This is a genomic window from Micromonospora sp. NPDC004551 (genome assembly GCF_040609975.1).
Taxonomy (GTDB): Bacteria; Actinomycetota; Actinomycetes; order Mycobacteriales; family Micromonosporaceae; genus Micromonospora.
Map to the genome: position 1 here is coordinate 98,497 of NZ_JBEXLM010000010.1, position 17,494 is coordinate 115,990.

The window sequence follows — 17,494 nt, forward strand, 5'->3', positions numbered from 1 at the left end:
AGACCCGCAGACGACTGACGAGGTGCCGCATGACAGAACGCCCGCTGGTCCGGATGACCGGCATCGGCAAGCGGTTCGGCGGTGCGCACGCCTGCCGCGACATCGACCTCACCGTCCGGGCGGGGGAGGTGCACGCGCTGCTCGGCGAGAACGGGGCCGGCAAGTCGACCCTGATCAACATCCTCTCCGGCGTGATCACCGAGTACGACGGCGCCATCGAGCTCGACGGACGCCCGGTGAGCTTCGCCGGCCCGTCCGACGCCCAACGCGCCGGCATCGCCACGATCCACCAGGAGCTGGACCTGGTGGCGGGCCTCTCCATCGCGGAGAACATGTTCCTCGGGCGCGAGCCCCGCACCCGGTTGGGCACCGTCGACATCCGGCGGATGCGCCGGCAGGCCACGGACCACCTGCGTGCGCTCGGCGCCGACCTCGATCCGCGGCGGCTCGTCGGGTCGTTGCGCGTCGGCGAGCAGCAACTGGTCGAGATCGGCCGGGCGCTGTCGCTGGACGCCCGGGTGCTGATCATGGATGAGCCGACCGCCGCGCTGGCGGACGCCGAGGTCGAACGCCTCTTCGCGACCATCGCGGAGCTGCGCCGGGCCGGCGTCGGCATCGTCTACATCTCGCACCGGATGGCGGAGATCGAGGTCGTCGCGGACCGGGTCACCGTGCTGCGCAACGGCAGCGTCGCGGGCAGCGTCGACCCGAAGACGGCCTCCCGCGACGACATCATCCAGCTGATGGTCGGCCGGTCGGTCGACGCGCTCTTCGGAGAGGGGCGCAACGAGCCCGGGGACGTGCTGCTCGACGTCCACGGACTCGCCGTGACGCCACGCCGGCCGACACCCGGGCGGACCGAGCCGGCCGGTGTCGACCTCTCGGTGCGAGCCGGCGAGATCGTCGGCCTCGCCGGGCTGATGGGCGCGGGCCGCACCGAACTGCTCGAAACCCTCTTCGGTGCCGGGGGCTCCGGCCGCCGCGCCGGCCAGGTGACGGTCGACGGCCGCCCGTACCGCCCGCACGGCCCACGGTCCGCCCTCGCGCGGGGGGTGGCGTTCGTCCCCGAGGACCGGCGTGGCGCCGGACTGATGCTCGAACACTCGGTGAGCGACAACGTCGTGCTCTCCGCGCTGTCGACACTGACGACGCTCGGCCTCGTACGCCGGCAGGCGGTGAGGCGGACGGTGGCCGGGCAGCTCAGCGCCCTGGCGGTGAAGGCCGCCTCCCCAGCGGTCGCCACCGCCACGCTCTCCGGCGGCAACCAGCAGAAGGTCGTGTTCGCCAAGCAACTGCTGACGCGACCGCGGCTGCTGCTGCTCGATGAGCCGACCAGAGGCGTCGACATCGGGGCCAAGGCCGAGATCTACCGGCTGCTGCACCAACTCGCCGACGCCGGTATGGCGATCCTGCTCGCCTCGTCCGAACTACCGGAGCTGCTCAGCCTCTGTGACCGGGTGGTCGTCCTGCACCGCGGTCGCACCGTGGCCGCGCTGCCCCGCGCGTCCGCCACCCAACAAGCGATCCTCGCCGCGGCCAACGGGGACGACGCCAAGGAGGCCCGATGAACTCGCCCAACCCCACCGCCGTCGCCGAAGCGCCACCCGAGACACCGCCCCGCCGCCGGCCGATCAGCCTGCCGCGGGACCGGCACGCGATCGTCGACAGCTTCTTCCGGTTCCAGAGCCTGTTCGGCCTGGTCGCCGTCTTCGTCATCGCCATCGCCGTGTCGCCCGTCCGCAACGGCGAGAGCGTCTTCCTCAGTTCCGGGAACCTGGCCAACATCGTCCGGGCGGTCTCGGAGATCGGCATCATCGCGGTCGGGATGACGTTCGTGATCCTGATCGGCGGAATCGACCTCTCCGTCGGGGCGGTGCTCGGGCTCGCCGCGGTCGGGTCGGCCACCCTCATGGTCGACAGCGGCATGGGCATCCTGCCGACGGTCGTGATCGTGCTGTTGATCGGCACCGCGTTCGGCGCCACCCAGGGCGCGATCGTCGCCCGGCTCGGCATCCAGTCGTTCATCGTCACCCTCGCCGGCCTGCAGGCGGCCCGGGGCATCGCCCGGATGTGGTCCGGCGGGCTGGGCATCCCCATCGCCTACGGTGACGGGCCGCAGGAGGCGCCGCAGGCGTTCTCGATGCTGAGCGGGTCGATCAACGGGATCCTCCCGGTGCCGGCGCTGCTGTTCCTCGCCATCGGCGTCGGCGCGCTGCTGCTGCTGCGCAGCACGGCCTTCGCCCGGCACGTGTACGCCATCGGCGGCAACGAGAAGGCCGCCCGGCTGTCCGGGGTGCCGGTACGCCGCGTCCGCGTCACCGTGTTCGCGATCTCCGGCCTGCTCGCCGCGTTGGCCGGGATCATCCACGCCGGGCAGCTCAACCAGGGCAGCCCGAACGACGGCGCCGGCTACGAGCTGGACGCGATCGCGGCGGTGGTCATCGGCGGGACGAGCCTCGCCGGTGGCAGTGGATCCATGGGCGGCACCATCGCCGGTGCCCTGCTGCTCGGGATCCTCAACAACATCCTCGCTCTCAACAACATCGACGCGAACGTGCAGCTGGTCGTCAAGGGCCTGGTCATCGTGGCTGCCGCCGCCTTGCAGAAGCTACGTCCCCGCATCGCCTGACCCACCACCACAATGGAGGAAACCATGCGTTATGCCCGAAGAGCCGCCACGATCCTGGCGCTGGCCGCGCTCGTCGCCACCTCGGCGTGCAGTGTCGAGGACGATCCCGGCAGCAGCTCCGACGCCTCGGCGAAGTGCGGCAGCGGCAAGGATTTCCTGATCGGCATGTCCCAGGCCAACAACGCCGAGCCGTACCGGCAGGTCATGAACGACGACGTGACCAACGCCGCGAAGTCCGTGCCCGGCTTCAAGGTGGTCGTCTCGGACGCGGCTCAGGACAACAGCAAGCAGGTGGCCGACGTGGAGAACTTCCTCTCCCAGGGCATCAACCTGCTGATCATCTCGCCGAACGAGGCCAAGCCGCTGACCGCGGTGGTCAAGAAGGCGTACGACCAGGGGATCCCGGTCATCGTGCTGGACCGCAAGGTCGAGGGCGACGCTTACACGGCCTTCATCGGTGGCGACAACGTCGCGATCGGAAAGGCGGCGGGCGAGTACTACGCGAAGACGCTGCTGCCGCAGGGTGGCAAGGTCGTGGAGATCTCCGGCCTGCCCGGCTCCACCCCGGCCGCCGAGCGCGCCCAGGGTTTCCGCGAGGGCATCGCGAGCAACCCGAAGATCGAGATCGTGGCGAGCCAGACCGCCGAGTGGCTGCGGGAGAAGGGGCAGAGCGTCATGGACGCGATGCTCAAGGCCAACCCGGACATCGACGCGGTGTACGCGCACAACGACCCGATGGCGGAGGGCGCCTACCTGGCGGCGAAGGCGGCCGGCAAGGAGACCGCGATCAAGTTCACCGGGATCGACGCGCTGCCCGTCCCCTCGGGCGGCATCAAGGCCGTCGAGCAGGGTCGCCTCCAGGCGACGTTCCAGTACCCGACCGGCGGGCGTGAGGCCATCGACCTGGCCAAGAAGCTCCTCGTCGACTGCGCCAAGGACGTTCCGAAGACGACCACCCTCGGCACCCAGCAGATCACCAAGGAGAACGCCGCGGAGGTCTACACCACGCTCGGCGGCAAGCAGTAGGGCCCCAGCGCTGGTCCGCCGCCGGAGGCAGGCGGCGGACCAGCACCGGTCGCACCCCGCCACCCGTAGAGCTCTGGAGGTACGCATGCCCCGCCCACCGTCCCGCGTCGGTCGGCTGTCCGCGCTGCTCGCCCTCGCCCTGGGGCTGATCGTGGCCCCGGCGCCGGCCCGGGCCGCCGACACCGCCGAGGTGAGCAACCAGCCGTACGAGAACCGGTCCGTCCAGGTCACCGCCGGCGAGTTCGTGAACGTGTACGACCCCAGCGTCGGCGAGAACGAGCGCTGGTACTACAACGACCACACCATGGTGCGCGACCGTGCGACGGGCCTGTGGCACGTCTTCGCGATCACCCACGCCGAGCCCGCCAACCCGTTGGACGAGAAGTTCTTCGGCCATGCCACGGCGCCCTCACCTCGTGGCCCCTGGACGAAGCAGCCGTTCGCCCTGCAGGCCGACCCGACCGCGGGGGAGACGCACATCTGGGCGCCGTACGTGCTGTTCCACGGCGGCACCTACTACCTGTTCTACGCGGGCGGCACCGCCGACCACGAGGCGTACCGGATGCACCTCGCCACGTCGAAGGACCTGACGACCTGGACTCGGCATCCGGGCAACCCGCTCTTCACCGACGGCTTCGACGGTCGGGACCCGATGGTGACCCGGGTCGGCGACCAGTGGGTCATGTACTACACCGCCAACAGCACCCCGGCCGGTGGCCACCACATCGTCGCCTACCGCACGAGCCCTGACCTCGTGCACTGGAGCGACCGGCGGACGGCCTTCGAACACCCGGCCATCGGCACCTTCGGCGGGCCGACCGAGTCGCCGTTCGTGGTGCAGCGCGGCAACTCCTGGTACCTCTTCGTCTGCTGTGAGAGCGGCTACCAGGACACCCGCGTGTACCGCAGCGAGGACCCGTTCCACTTCACCGTCGACCAGCTCGCCGGCCGGATCGAGGCGCACGCCGCCGAGGTGGTCAAGGACGACTCCGGTACCGGCCAGTGGTATGTCACGGGCGCCGGCTGGGGGCAGGGCGGGCTCTGGCTGGCGCCGCTGAACTGGCGTACGCCGGTGGTGACGAAGGGGCGGCTGGTCAGCACGCCCTACTACCGGGCCGTCGTGCAGACCGCGCCCGAGTCCCGGCTGGTCTCCTATGAGGCCGACCCGACCGGGCGCGGCGCGTACCGGCCCGTGACGGACTCGTCATTCCGCTCCACGGCGCCCTACCTCGCGGTCGGTACCTTCGGTCCCACCGACACGGCGGGCGCCGCCCGGAACGTGACGGTGTCGCCCGACGGCACGGACGTGCGTCTGGCCGGCATCCCGCTCGGCGACGAGCCGGTGACCGTCGACTGGCGCTTCCGGTTCGCACCCACCACGGTGGATGTCGACCTCACCTGGCACGTGACCGGCCCGACCAGCGCGCCGGTCTGGGAGGCCGCCTGGAACGTCGACTCGGCCCTGCCCCGGCTCGAGGACCCGGCCGGCGCCGACCGCGACGGGGACGCGGCGGGCTTCACCCGGTGGACGCTCGCCACGGACGAGACGACCACGCTGGCGGTCGCGTACCGGGACGGGTCGGCCTGGAGTGAGGACAACCGGTGGTTCAACCGGCCGAGCGGCTCGATCGCCTGGCAGCCCCTGTGGCAGCCGGGCGGGCGGTCACTGCCGGTGGGCGACCTCGCCGGAGGGACCTGGCGCATCGGCGTGAGCGGCGCGCCCGCCGACACCGGGTTCGCGGAGGCCTTGGCCGCCTCTCTCAACGGCACGGCGTAGCCTCCGACCCTGCGGCCGGCCACCGGAACGGGTGGCCGGCCGCGGGAGCCGGCGCTGTCCGGGTCGCGGTTCCCGATGTGCTGCCCGCGCGGCCCTATTGTGTGGCTCGCCGCTTCGCGGCGCGTTCGTGCAGGAGCCGCATCTCCTCGTCCAGCGGAGCGACCGGGCCGACGACCGTGACAGCCGGCGCGACGGCGGTGACGGGAAGCACGGCCACCGGACCGGCCGGCAGGCCCCACCCGGCTCGCCAGGTGGCGAGTTGGGAACTCGATGCGGCATATACGATGCGGCCGAGTCCCACCCACGCATGGGCGGCCGCGCACATGGGGCAGTGCTCGCCTGAGGTGTAGACGGTCGCGGTGGCGCGCACCGCCGGCGGCAGATTCCCGGCCGCCCATTGCGCCAGGGCGAGTTCGGGATGCGCCGTCGGGTCCGCCGAGGACGTCTCCCGGTTCCGGGCCTCCGCCAGCACGTCTCCGCCCGCGCCCACCAGGACGGAGCCGAACGGGTCGTCGCCTGCCGCCAGAGCCTCCGCGGCGAGCGCTACGCAACGCTGCAGATGAGTGATGTCCTGTGGGTCGGTGGTCATAACCGGGCTCTCCGTTCGACGGTGCGATCATCACCAGCTTCCCAGACTCGCGGGATCCTGAGTACGAGCCGGGGCTGGAGTCAGGTCACGGGCGGCGCCCAGGTGGGGCGTCTGATCAGGCAGAACGGGTGGCCGGCCGGATCGGCGTACACGTGCTCGCCGGGCAACGGCCGCGCGCCCAGCGCGAGCACCGCCTTTCCGGCCGTAGCCTGGTCGTCGACCATCACGTCGAGGTGCATCTGCTGCGGCACTGCCGGCTCCGGCCAGGTGGGCGGCCTCAGGTCGGCGGCGCGCTGAAACGCCAGCCCGGACGCCGACGTGCTGGCCGACACGACGACGAAGTCCTCGTCCGCGTAGGTGATCGGGTCGCCGAGGACCGCGCTCCAGAAACGCGCCTCGGCCATCGGATCCGGGCAGTCGACGATCAGATGGTGGAGCCGACCGATCGGCACGCGGGCACCTCCTCCGTGGTCGGGCCTCTGGGGCGCAGCACGGTCAGTATGGCCGCTTCCGGCGCACGGGAGACGTCATGTCGCGCCAGGGAGGACGTGCTCAGCGGGCGGGCGCCGGCTCGGACGATGGCCGCCACTCCCGCCTGAGCAGCCCGTAGACCCACGAGTCGGAGACCTCGCCGTTCACGACGCAGTCCTCCCGCAACGTCCCTTCACGCACGAACCCGAGCTTCTCCAGCACGCGGGCAGACGCCACGTTGCGGGTGTCCGCCTCAGCCTGGACGCGATTCAGGTCCAGCGTGTCGAACGCCCAGCGCAGCAGGGCGTGCGCGGCCTCCGTCGCGTAGCCGTGGCCCCACGCGGCAGCGTCGAAGCAGTAGCCCAGCGATGCGCTGCGAAAGTCCGGATTCCACCGGTTCAGGCTGCACCAGCCGATGAACGCCCCGTCGGAGACACGATCCACGGCCAGCCGCGCCCCGGTGCCCTCCTCGGCCATCTGCCGGCAGGCCGTGATGAACCGCTCGGCGCGCTCGCGGTCGCTCCACGGCGGCGAGTCCCAGTAGCGCAGCACGTGGGCGTTGCTGTGCAGCGCGAAGAGGTCGTTCGCGTCCGCCGCGTCGAAGGGACGCAGCCTGAGGCGGGTGGTGTGCAGCGTGGGAGCGGGCAGTAGTGACACGAGGTCATCTTCCCTCCTCCCTCCGAGGTCTAGCGATTCGACCTCGACAAGCTCTCGTCACTGGTGGCGGCCCAGGAGGCGAGCAGCGTGAGCGCATGCGCGGTCGGCGAATCGGGTTCCGCGGCGTAGATGGTCATGGTGAGGTCCGGCTCGGCGCGCAGTTCCATGCTCTCGTAGGCGAGGGCGAGGTCGCCCACGACGTGGTGGTGAAAGTGTTTGACGCCGGTGCCGTGGATGCGGACGTTGTGCGCGCTCCAGCGGCGGCGGAACTCGTCGCTGCGGGTGGACAGCTCGCCGACGAGGTCGTGCAGTCCCTTGTCGTGCGGGTCCACGCCTGCCGCGGTCCGCAGGTTGGCCACGGTCATGTCGGCGAACAGCTTCCAGTCCGGGTAGAAGCGGCGGGCCGCGCTGTCGAGGAACGTGAACCGGGCGAAGTTCGGCACGCCGGTGGGGTCGGTGAAGACGTCGGCGTGCATGGCCCGGCCCAGCAGGTTCGCGGCGAGCAGGTCCTGCCTGTTGTTGACCACGATCGCCGGACTGGTGATGGCGTCCAGGGTCCATTGCAGGCTCGGCCGCAGGGTCCGCTGCTTGGCCCGCCGGCTCGGCCGCAGTAGCGCGCTGCTGCCGTTGGCCTCCTGCGCGAGGCGCATCAGGTGGGCGCGTTCGGCGTCGTCGAGCTGCAGGGCCCGGGCGATCGCGTCGAGCACGCCGGCGGAGACGCCGGCCAGCGAGCCGCGCTCGAGCTTGGAGTAGTACTCGACGCTCATCCGGGCCAGCGCGGCGACCTCGCTGCGGCGCAGCCCGGGAACGCGTCGCTGCCCGGCGACGGGGAGCCCGGCCTGCTCCGGTGTGATCTTGGCGCGCCGTGACGTGAGGAAATCGCGCACTTCGGCTCGGTTGTTCACGCCCTCGACGGTACGACGCGCCGCGCTGAACTGGGATGTACTGCTGGTACACCCATCACGGGTGGGCGGTCGGCTCCGCCCGGCCGCGGGGGACGGCCGGGCGGAGCCGGTCAGGAGACCTCGGGTCAGCCGAGGGTGGCGGTGTCGATCACGAACCGGTAGCGGACGTCGGAGGCGAGGACGCGTTCGTACGCGTCATTGATCTTGTCGGCGGAGATGAGTTCGATGTCGGCGCCGATCTGGTGTTCGGCGCAGAAGTCGAGCATCTCCTGGGTCTCGCGGATCCCTCCGATCATCGAGCCGGCGTAGGAGCGCCGAGCGCCGATGAGGGAGAACACGTTGAGGGACAGCGGTTCGCCGGGGGCGCCGACGTTGACCAGCGTGCCGTCGACGGCGAGCAGCCCGAGGTAGGCGTCGACGTCGATCTGCGCGCTGACCGTGTTGATGATCAGGTCGAACCGGCCGGCGAGCTGCGTGAAGGTGTCCGGGTCGCCGGTGGCGTGGTAGTGATCGGCCCCCAGGCGCAGCCCGTCCTCCTGCTTCTTCAGCGACTGGGACAGCACGGTCACCTCGGCGCCCAGGGCGTGCGCGATCTTGACCGCCAGGTGCCCCAGCCCGCCGAGGCCCACGATGGCGACCTTCCTGCCCGGACCCGCGCCCCAGCGGCGCAGCGGCGAGTAGGTGGTGATGCCCGCGCACAGCAGCGGCGCGGCGGCCGCGAAGTCGATTCCCGCCGGCACCGACAGGACGAAGTCGGCATCGACCACGACGTGGGTGGCGTAGCCGCCCTGGGTGATGGTGCCGTCCCGGTCGGTTCCGCCGTAGGTGGCCACCATGCCCGCCAGGCAGTACTGCTCGTCGCCGTTGCGGCAGTTGGTGCACTCCCGGCACGAGTTGACCATGCAGCCGACCCCGACCCGGTCCCCGACCTGGTGCCGGGTGACCTCGGAACCCACCTCGGTGACGATGCCGACGATCTCGTGGCCCGGCACCAGCGGGTAGGGCTGCGGTCCCCAGTCACCGCGGACGGTGTGGATGTCCGAGTGGCAGATGCCCGCATACGTGATCTCGATGAGCACGTCGTTGGGGCCGACGGCCCGCCGCTCGATGATCACGGGGGCCAGCGGCTCGGACGGGCTGGGCGCTGCGTAGGCGTTGACACGCACGATGCTTGCTCCTGTTTCTTCGTGACGAGTTTCTTCGTGACGAGGTACGGCCGCGGCGCGGCCGGTGGTGACTGCGATACCCACCCCGAGCAGAACGTAGGGTGCCGGGCCGCGTGGGTGGCGCGACGCCGCCCGACGAACGGGTTCGGGCGACCGGCTCGTTGGGCGAGGTCGCCGATGGTCGGCAGGGAACGGGTCGCGGTCGTCGGCACACATGGCGGGGACGACGGCTTGCGTCCCGCCGCGGGCTCAGTGGTCGGCCGTCGCGTTCATCGTCATCCAGGAAACCTCGCCCGCGCCCCGGCAGGGAGTCACTGATGAGAGGTGTACCCACAGGGCACCCCTCGGTGCGCCGTGCTACCTCCTCGGCCCCCGCACCTGAGCCGTCACCGCGCCGGCTGCGTCCCGCCGCGTGTCAGCGGCGGTGTCAGGGCGGGGTCAGGCCCGTGTCAGCGCCGTTGGCGATGGTGGCTGTCATGAACGGCGGGACGGATCCCGGACGTTCGAACACCGTAGGTAAGGAGATTCATGATGGGAACCGGCAACGGCGGCTTCTCCGCGACCGGGCTGCGCAGACTGCGTGAGGTGCTGGCAGGGCATGTCGAGTCCGGACGGATTCCCGGGCTCGTCGCCCTGATCAGCCGGGGCGGTGAGACGCACGTCGAAGCGATCGGCACGATGCGCCACGAGGGTGGCCCACCCATGCGCCGCGACACGATCTTCCGGATGGCGTCGACGTCCAAGCCGGTCTCGATCGCGGCGGCGATGGTCCTGCTCGACGAGTGCCGGCTGCGGCTGGATGACCCGGTGGAGCCGTGGCTGCCGGAGCTCGCCGACCGGCGGGTGCTGAAGCGGATCGACGGCCCGCTGGACGACACCGTGCCGGCGCGGCGGCCGATCACCGTGCGGGACGTGCTGACCTCCACGTTCGGGCTCGGCATGGACATGACCGTGCTCGGCACTCCGATCATGGGCGCGATCTTCGAGCAGGGGCTGACCCCCAATCTGCCGGAGCCGATGCCCGAGCCGGACGAGTGGATGCGCCGCCTCGGAACGCTTCCGTTGATGCACCAGCCCGGGGAGCGCTGGCAGTACCAGATCAGCAGCGATCTGGTCGGCGTGCTGGTCGCCCGGGTCACGGGCCAGTCGTTCGAGACGTTCCTGCGGGAACGCATCTTCGATCCGCTGGGAATGAAGGACACCGGCTTCCACGTGCCCGCCGACAAGGTCGACCGGCTGCCGACCCTCTACGCCCCCGACCCGCAGACCGGCGAGTTCCACGTGTGGGACGAGGCCGAGGGTGGCCGGTGGAGCCAGCCCCCGGCGTTCCAGGGCGGTGGCGGTGGGCTGGTCTCCACTGCCGACGACTACCACGCCTACTTCCGGATGCTGCTGAACGGGGGGATGCACGGCAGCGAGCGGATCCTGTCCCGGCCCGCCGTCGAGCTGATGACCACCAACCGCCTCACGCCCGAGCAGCAGGTCGCCCGGACCGCCATGGCCCGCGACAACGTGCACATCTCGTTCGGCCAGGGGCAGCACGGCGGCTGGGGCTTCGGGATGGCGGTGCGCACCTACCGCGGCGACTACGCCTACGAAGGCCAGTTCGGCTGGGACGGCGGCAGCGGCACCTCGACCTACGCCGACCCGGACAAGCAGCTCACCGGAATCCTGCTCACCCAGGTCGGTGCGTCCGTCCCGAGTTCGACCTGGGCCTTCCACGACTTCTGGACCACCGTCTACCAGGCCATCGACGACTGACACCGAGCCGCCGACCCTCGACGCACCATCCGTCCGTTCAATCGAAGGAGCACACCATCATGTCCGTCACCCTCACCGACCAGGACAAGCAGACCCTGCGGACCGCCGCGTACGGCGCCGTCTCGTTGTTGTCCGCCGCGGATGCCGCCGGCTCGCCTCACAAGGTCGCCACCGACGGCTCCATCGCCCTGTCCTCCGCGACCGGCCTGGTCGGGCACGTGCTAGCCGAGAAGTCGAAGCTGAAGCACCTGAACGGCAGGTCCGTGGCCGAGATCGCCGACCACGTGCTGCCGGCCCTGACGGCGGCCACGAGCCTGCTCAGAGAGCAGGACCCGGCAGAGGCCGACAACTTCCGCCGCACCGTCATCGTGGCCGTCGAAGCGGCCACCCGGGCCCACAAGGGCGAGCCCAGCCCCACCATGGCGGAGATGACCCGCAAGATCACCGAAGCCCTCGACGCCGCCTGACGGGACGGAGGGCCGGCACCACCCGGCCGGCCCTCCACCGGCGGAAGCAGCGGATGAAGGGGATAAATGGCTTGCGCAGGCGCCGGGCTGGGAGTTGGACTGCTAGCCATGTCTTCCCCTTCACCGATCTTCGTCGCGGGTACGGGTCGTTCGGGAACGTCACGGATCGCCGACATCATCGGCGAACATCCGCTGATCCACCGGATTCCCATGGAGACCAGGTTTCTCGTCGACCCGGGTGGCCTGCGGGACCTGGCCGACGCGCTCACCGATCGGTACGACCCCACCGTCGGTGAGGACGCCCTGCACCGGCTCAGCGACTTCCTCACCGTACGGGTGCCCGGGCGGCGCGACGATCGCGGGAAGACCGTTCCCGAGCTGGTCGGCGAGCGGCGTTACCGGGACGCGGTGCACCAGCTCTGGCCGCAGTTGATCGCGTACACGTTCGACGAACCCGCGCCAGCGGAAGGCTTCGGGAACGCCGACCGGCCCGCCGGGCCGTTCGCGCCGGCCAGTCGCCGGCGGGTGGTCCCCAGGTATTTCAGCGACCGGGCCGAACTGCTCGGAATTTTGCGGGGCCTGGTCGAGACCCTGTTCGGCGGAGCGGCCGCCGACGCGGGCAAGCCGACCTGGTGCGAGAAGACACCGTTCAACCTGCTGTGCATGGATTTCCTCTGGGAACTGGTCCCCGACGCGACCATCGTGCACATCAAGCGGCACCCGGTATCGGTGCTCGCGTCCCACCTGGCCCAACCGTGGGCACCGCCCACCGTCGACGGCGCGCTCGCCTACCTCACCCCGATCTACGACCGTTGGCTCAGCTGGAAGAACACGGCCGACCTGACGGGCCGGCGATACATCGAGGTGAAAGCGGAGGACCTCGCGGCCGACTGGCCCGGGCAGCGCCGCGCCTTGTTCGAAGGGCTGGGCATCGACGACGTCGCCACGTCCTCGATGTTTCAGTCGCACAGGTTGACGAACCGCAACAACCAGTTCGACCACGAAACCCGCGAGTTCATCGAAGAAGCACTCGGCAAGGTCATCCCGGCCATGGGCTACGAGTGACGGCTCTGGCTCTCCACCTTGACCACGCCGTGTCGCGCCCCTCGACGTCCGTTGAACGCTGCTCCAGCCGAACCGCATCGCGCGGGCGAGCGCTGGCGGTAGTGGGTCGTGGCGGTCCCTGCCGATCAGCCGGCCAGCTTCTCAAAGAGTTCGTTCGGCGCGTCGTAGTACCTCGTCGTCCGGCCGACGTGCGTCATGCCGAGCCGCCGGCAGACGGCCTGGGAGGCACGGTTGTCCGGATCCGTGACCGCGACGACCCTCGTCAGACCCCGGCGGAACGCGTCGTCCAGGACCGCCGCCGAGGCGAGGGCATCCTCGCGATTGTTCATGATCGTGGGCTGCGTGCCCAGGAATCGCACGACCTCCCAGCGTGACTCGAGATCCAGGAGGAAGTCGGCGTCCTCGTCGCGCCAGGGGCGCAGCAGGAGGCGGTCGCTGGCGATGGTGCGCATGCGACCCGACCCTAGCCCGCCGGCACCGACCGGCGCGTCTCGTGGACCAGCCACCGGTCGTGCCGGGTCGGGCGCCTATCGTTCTGGGGTGCACATCCGTTTTGACGTCCCGGCCGATCCCGCCTACCCAGGGCAGGTGGCCGCGGTGCTCAGCAGTGTCCGGTTGCGCAGGTACGGTCAGATCGGCGCGGTGCTGACGGCGGTCGGGGCGATCGGTTACGTCGTCTCGCGGGGGTTCGCGTGGGGCGATCGGGTCGCGCCGCTGTGCCTGGCGATGGTCGTGGCCGGCCTGCTGTCGATGCTGTACGCGCCGTGGGTGCGGTGGCGCGCCCGGCGCCGCTCCGGTCGCTACGCGGTCGAGGGCGCCTACGACATCACCGACGACAACATCATGATGCGCAGCGGCTCGGAGTCCGGCGGCATCGCCTGGGACGGGGTCACCCAGGTGAGGGACACCCCCGAGTTCTGGATCGTGTACGTCGGCCGGATGCCGGCGACCGTGATCCCACGCCGCCTGATGTCCGCCGAGGACGCCGAGACGTTGCGGGCCTTCATGGCCGGACGCGGGCTGCTGCCGCCTCGGTGAACCCGTTCCGCCCGGCACACCCGGTGAGTCCGCCCGCGTGCGAGGGCCGGCCGCTGCCGGTCACCAGGTGGCGACGACCTGACATGTCTGGTGTCCGCCAAGCGCAGCCGTAGCGCCTCGACCTCGTGCCCCACGAAGCTGTGCCCACCGGTGCGAACCCTGGTACCGGCAGAAGGAGGGCCAGCTCAATGCAATCCAAGAGATCGATGGTCGCGGGCGCCGCGCTTGCCGCCACGCTCGTCGCGACCGGCGGTACAAGCGCGTACGGCACACCACCGGCGCCCGTGGCCGGGGTCACCGCGATACCGGCGTCGTCCGCGACCGTCACGCGGGTCACCCTCGTCACCGGCGACGTGGTCACGCTGACCAACCTGAGCGGGAAGCCGGCGGTCACGGTGAGCCCGCACAGCCCGGACAGCGTCTTCCGCACCTACTCGGTCGGCAACGACGTGTACGTCGTGCCCTTGGCGGTCGCACCGTTCATCGCGTCCGGCCAGGTGGACCAGCGGCTGTTCAACATCACCGGCCTGGTCGCACAGGGCTACGACGACGCGCACAGCGCCACGATCCCCCTGATCGTGCGCTACCCCAAGCAGGCGGCCGCCAGGGCCGCGGCGCCCACCACTCCGGCCGGCAGCCGCGTGACGCGGAACCTGAACAGTGTGCGGGGCGCCGCCGTCGCCGCCGACAAGAAGCAGGCCGCCACGTTCTGGGAGGCCGTCGACGACGACACGGCCAAGGGCCACGGCCCCCAGGCGAAGCTCTCGGGCGGCGTCGAGCACATCTGGCTGGACGGCAAGGTGCACGCCGCGCTCGACGCGAGCGTGCCGCAGATCGGCGCCCCGGACGCCTGGGCTGCCGGATACGACGGCACGGGCGTGAAGGTCGCCGTACTGGACACGGGAGTGGACCCGAAGCACCCGGACCTGGTCGGGCAGATCGCCGACGCGCAGAGCTTCATCGCGGGCCAGACCGTGCAGGACGGGCACGGGCACGGCACCCACGTCGCCGCCACGATCGCCGGCACGGGAGCGGGGTCCGGCGGCAAGTACCGGGGCGTCGCGCCCGGTGCCAAGCTCCTGGTGGGCAAGGTGCTGTCCAACGAGGGCAGCGGCGGTGAGTCGGAGATCATCGCCGGGATGGAGTGGGCGGCCCACTCGGGCGCGAAGGTCGTGTCGATGAGCCTCGGCGGCACGGCGCAGGGCGACACCGACCCGATGGCCGAGGCCGTGAACCGGCTGACGGCCGAGACCGGCGCCCTGTTCACCATCGCCGCCGGCAACTCCGGGCCGGGTGCGACGACGGTCGGCTCACCCGGCATCGCCGCGGCGGCCCTGACCGTCGGCGCGGTGGACGGCGCCGACGCGGTCACCTACTTCTCCAGCCGTGGCCCGTTGACGGACGGGCGCCTCAAGCCGGAGATCACCGCGCCGGGCTGGCAGATCGTCGCCGCCCGGGCCTCGGGCACCACCATGGGCACGCCGGTGGACGACTACTACACCTCCGCGAGCGGCACCTCCATGGCGACGCCGCACGTGGCCGGCGCCGCCGCGATCCTGGCCCAGGAGCACCCGGACTGGACCCCGCAGCGGCTGAAGAGCCAGCTCGTCAGCACGGCGAAGACCACGCCCGGTACGTCCGTGTACGACCAGGGCGCCGGCCGGACCGACGTGAGCCGCGCGGTGCGGCAGCCGGTGTCCGGGTCCGGCGTGGTCGACTTCGGCCAGCAGGAGTGGGACTCGACCGGTCCGGTGGTCAAGCCGATCACCTACGTCAACGACGGGGACCAGGCGGTCACCCTGGCGCTGACGGTGAAGGCCGCCGGCGGCGACCTGCCGGCCCGGACGCTGGCGCTGGGCGCCGACACGGTGACCGTGCCCGCCCATGGTTCCGCCGACGTGACCGTGACGCTCGACCCCGGCGCCGTGACCTCCGGCGCGTACGGCGCCCACGTCAGTGCCGCCTCCGCCGACGGCGGGACGGTCGTGAGCACGGCGGTCGCCTTCGTGAAGGACGTCGAGCGCTTCAATGCCAGCATCAAGCTGACGGACCTGGACGGCAAGGCGCCGGCCTCGACCTACAGCATCGTGTGGGTCTTCGACCTCAACACCGCCCGGCCGGCCGACATGCACTACATCCTCGGCGCCGAGGGCACCGTGGACCTGCGGCTGCCCCGCGGTGAGTACGCCTTCGCGACGGGGACGTACCGCTTCACCCCCGACTACACGCAGGTCCGGGACTACGTCTACGGCGCGGCGTCGGGCATCCACCTCGACGCCGACCAGACCCTCACCTTCGACGGACGCAAGGCCGGCCTGGTCACCGTCGGAACGCCCAAGCCGAATCAGACCAAGCGGGTGACCATGGGGCTGACGCTGCTGAAGGACGACCGGTCCCTTGCCTACGGGCTGCAGGACGGCCTGTTCGGCTACACGCGGATGCACGCCATCCCGTCCCAGGTCAAGAACGAGAACCTGGCGCACCGGCTGAACTGGTCCCTCGCCGCGCCGGAGCTGGCTGCGCAGATCGTCAGCGCCGGCGGCTTCCCGATCGCGCCGGAGTACGTCAACGGCTGGGTCGGCTCGGCGCGTCTGGACGGCACGCACGTGCTGGGCGTGGTGAACGCCGGCATCGGGCGGCCGCAGGACTACGCGGGGGCGGCGGCCAAGGGCAAGCTGGCTCTGGTGCGGCGCAGCGACGACCTCACCACGGGGGCGCAGATCACCAACGCGGCGGCGGCCGGCGCCAGCGCGATCATCATCTACAACGACGGGCCCGCCAGCTGGGGCGTCAGCAGCTACGCGGCGGCACCGACCGCGATCCCGGCCATGACCCTCGGCGGCGAGCAGGGCGCCCGGCTGGCCGGCCTGGCAGCGCGCGGCACCGCCGTGGTCCAGCTCAAGGGAACCGCGGTCAGCCCGTACACCTACGAGGTGCTCAAGCACCAGCAGGGCATCCTGCCCGACCAGAGCTACCGGGTCGACGCCGGGGAACTGGCCACCGTGGCGGCCGCCTTCCACGCCTCGACGCCCGACAGCGAAGGCGGGTACGGCCGGTTCATCATCGGGCCGCAGCAGACGTTCCTGGTCTCGACCTTCGCCCGGCTGACCATGCCCCGGTCCGTCACGGAGTACGTCACCGCCGGCCTGCCGACGCTCGAGATCGTGTCGACGAGCCCGGTGTGGGAATCGCTGCCCGCTTTCCAGCAGACGAGCCTCTCGGTGCTGGAGCCCGGCCAGCGGGTGAGCCGGAGCTGGAACAAGGCCGTGGTCCGCTCCGCGATCACGGCCAACCATCCCGACGGCGCCGTCCGGCAGCGCGATATCGGCGTGATGCTGCCGATCGGACTCCTCGACGAGGCGACCGGCCAGCTGTACGGGTACCGCCACGGCACCGACAAGGAGCTGACCACCGTGTACCGCGATGGCCAGTTGCTGGGATCGGCGCCGTCCGCGCAGGCGGCCTTCCCCATGACGCCGGAGCGGGCCCGGTACCGGGTGGTGACGGACGTGCAGCGGAACCGGCCGGGGTGGACCACCTCCACCAAGGTCAACACCGCCTGGACGTTCCACTCCGCGTACGACGGCGACGGCGACCAGTGGGCCAAGCTGCCGGTGATCTCGATCGACTACGACCTGGACGTCGACCTGAACAACAGCGTGCCGGCGCAGTCGACGGTCGGCGTCAAGCTCGGCTTCCGCTATCCGAAGGGTGTGGACGGGCTGCGGATCACCGAGACGAAGCTGTGGGCGTCGTACGACGACGGCGCCACCTGGCAGCAGGTGGCCGTCACCGCCGACGGTGCCACCGGCGCGGCGGCGGCCGTCAAGAACCCCGCGCTGCGCGGCAGCAACGGTTTCGTCACCCTGAAGGTGCAGGCCACCGACGCCGACGGCAACTCCGTCGAGCAGATCGTGACCCGCGCCTACCGGCTGCGATAACC

General features: G+C 71.0%; 15 protein-coding genes. 9 read left to right on the forward strand and 6 right to left on the reverse strand.

Annotated elements, in window-relative coordinates; all coding sequences use genetic code 11:
- Positions 1-29: 29 nt before the first annotated feature.
- From ABZW14_RS14580 to ABZW14_RS14595, 4 genes are all read left to right on the forward strand, one after another.
- Positions 30-1,568 carry a sugar ABC transporter ATP-binding protein gene (locus ABZW14_RS14580; RefSeq protein ID WP_355345360.1) on the forward strand — a complete coding sequence of 513 codons (1,539 nt, stop codon included), beginning with the start codon at positions 30-32 and terminating at the stop codon, positions 1,566-1,568.
- On the forward strand, positions 1,565-2,629 hold the full coding sequence (locus ABZW14_RS14585) for an ABC transporter permease (protein ID WP_355345363.1): 1,065 nt from the start codon (positions 1,565-1,567) through the stop codon (positions 2,627-2,629). The genes ABZW14_RS14580 and ABZW14_RS14585 overlap by 4 nt, the downstream gene beginning before the upstream one ends.
- Positions 2,630-2,653: 24 nt before the next feature.
- Complete coding sequence (locus ABZW14_RS14590; protein ID WP_355345366.1) at positions 2,654-3,655, forward strand: substrate-binding domain-containing protein; 1,002 nt, start codon at positions 2,654-2,656, stop codon at positions 3,653-3,655.
- An 85-nt stretch (positions 3,656-3,740) separates the two neighbouring features.
- Positions 3,741-5,432, forward strand: a complete 1,692-nt coding sequence (locus ABZW14_RS14595) for a glycoside hydrolase (RefSeq protein ID WP_355345369.1) — start codon at positions 3,741-3,743, stop codon at positions 5,430-5,432.
- Positions 5,433-5,526: 94 nt separating this feature from the next.
- Here the strand turns inward: ABZW14_RS14595 and ABZW14_RS14600 are convergent, their stop codons facing one another.
- The 5 genes from ABZW14_RS14600 to ABZW14_RS14620 form a co-directional block, all read right to left on the reverse strand.
- A complete protein-coding gene (locus ABZW14_RS14600) occupies positions 5,527-6,021 on the reverse strand; it encodes a nucleoside deaminase (RefSeq protein WP_355345372.1) in 495 nt (164 codons plus the stop codon).
- Positions 6,022-6,101: 80 nt separating this feature from the next.
- Positions 6,102-6,473, reverse strand: coding sequence for a VOC family protein (locus ABZW14_RS14605; RefSeq protein WP_355345375.1), 372 nt, complete (start codon positions 6,471-6,473; stop codon positions 6,102-6,104).
- 100 nt (positions 6,474-6,573) lie between these two features.
- Positions 6,574-7,149, reverse strand: coding sequence for a GNAT family protein (locus ABZW14_RS14610; RefSeq protein WP_355345378.1), 576 nt, complete (start codon positions 7,147-7,149; stop codon positions 6,574-6,576).
- Between the two features lie 29 nt (positions 7,150-7,178).
- A complete protein-coding gene (locus ABZW14_RS14615; RefSeq protein ID WP_355345381.1) occupies positions 7,179-8,054 on the reverse strand; it encodes a helix-turn-helix transcriptional regulator in 876 nt (291 codons plus the stop codon).
- A gap of 125 nt (positions 8,055-8,179) precedes the next feature.
- On the reverse strand, positions 8,180-9,223 hold the full coding sequence (locus tag ABZW14_RS14620) for an NAD(P)-dependent alcohol dehydrogenase (RefSeq protein WP_355345729.1): 1,044 nt from the start codon (positions 9,221-9,223) through the stop codon (positions 8,180-8,182).
- Positions 9,224-9,748: 525 nt separating this feature from the next.
- On the opposite strand from ABZW14_RS14620, the gene ABZW14_RS14625 reads away from it, so the two are divergent.
- From ABZW14_RS14625 to ABZW14_RS14635, 3 genes are all read left to right on the forward strand, one after another.
- Positions 9,749-10,981 (forward strand): serine hydrolase domain-containing protein, encoded by a 1,233-nt coding sequence (locus ABZW14_RS14625; protein ID WP_355345384.1) that lies wholly within the window; start codon positions 9,749-9,751, stop codon positions 10,979-10,981.
- 59 nt (positions 10,982-11,040) lie between these two features.
- Positions 11,041-11,448 (forward strand): hypothetical protein, encoded by a 408-nt coding sequence (locus ABZW14_RS14630; protein ID WP_355345387.1) that lies wholly within the window; start codon positions 11,041-11,043, stop codon positions 11,446-11,448.
- Between the two features lie 210 nt (positions 11,449-11,658).
- The gene (locus ABZW14_RS14635; protein WP_355345390.1) at positions 11,659-12,513 is read left to right on the forward strand and encodes a sulfotransferase; all 855 of its coding nucleotides are present in this window, start codon (positions 11,659-11,661) and stop codon (positions 12,511-12,513) included.
- A gap of 125 nt (positions 12,514-12,638) precedes the next feature.
- Here ABZW14_RS14635 and ABZW14_RS14640 read toward each other — a convergent pair whose 3' ends face one another.
- On the reverse strand, positions 12,639-12,965 hold the full coding sequence (locus tag ABZW14_RS14640; RefSeq protein WP_355345393.1) for a GNAT family N-acetyltransferase: 327 nt from the start codon (positions 12,963-12,965) through the stop codon (positions 12,639-12,641).
- A gap of 88 nt (positions 12,966-13,053) precedes the next feature.
- Between ABZW14_RS14640 and ABZW14_RS14645 the strand changes: the two genes are divergently transcribed.
- Positions 13,054-13,551, forward strand: a complete 498-nt coding sequence (locus ABZW14_RS14645) for a YcxB family protein (RefSeq protein ID WP_355345396.1) — start codon at positions 13,054-13,056, stop codon at positions 13,549-13,551.
- A 188-nt stretch (positions 13,552-13,739) separates the two neighbouring features.
- Positions 13,740-17,492: a S8 family serine peptidase gene (locus ABZW14_RS14650; protein WP_355345399.1), complete on the forward strand. Its 3,753-nt coding sequence runs from the start codon at positions 13,740-13,742 to the stop codon at positions 17,490-17,492.
- Positions 17,493-17,494: the final 2 nt, after the last annotated feature.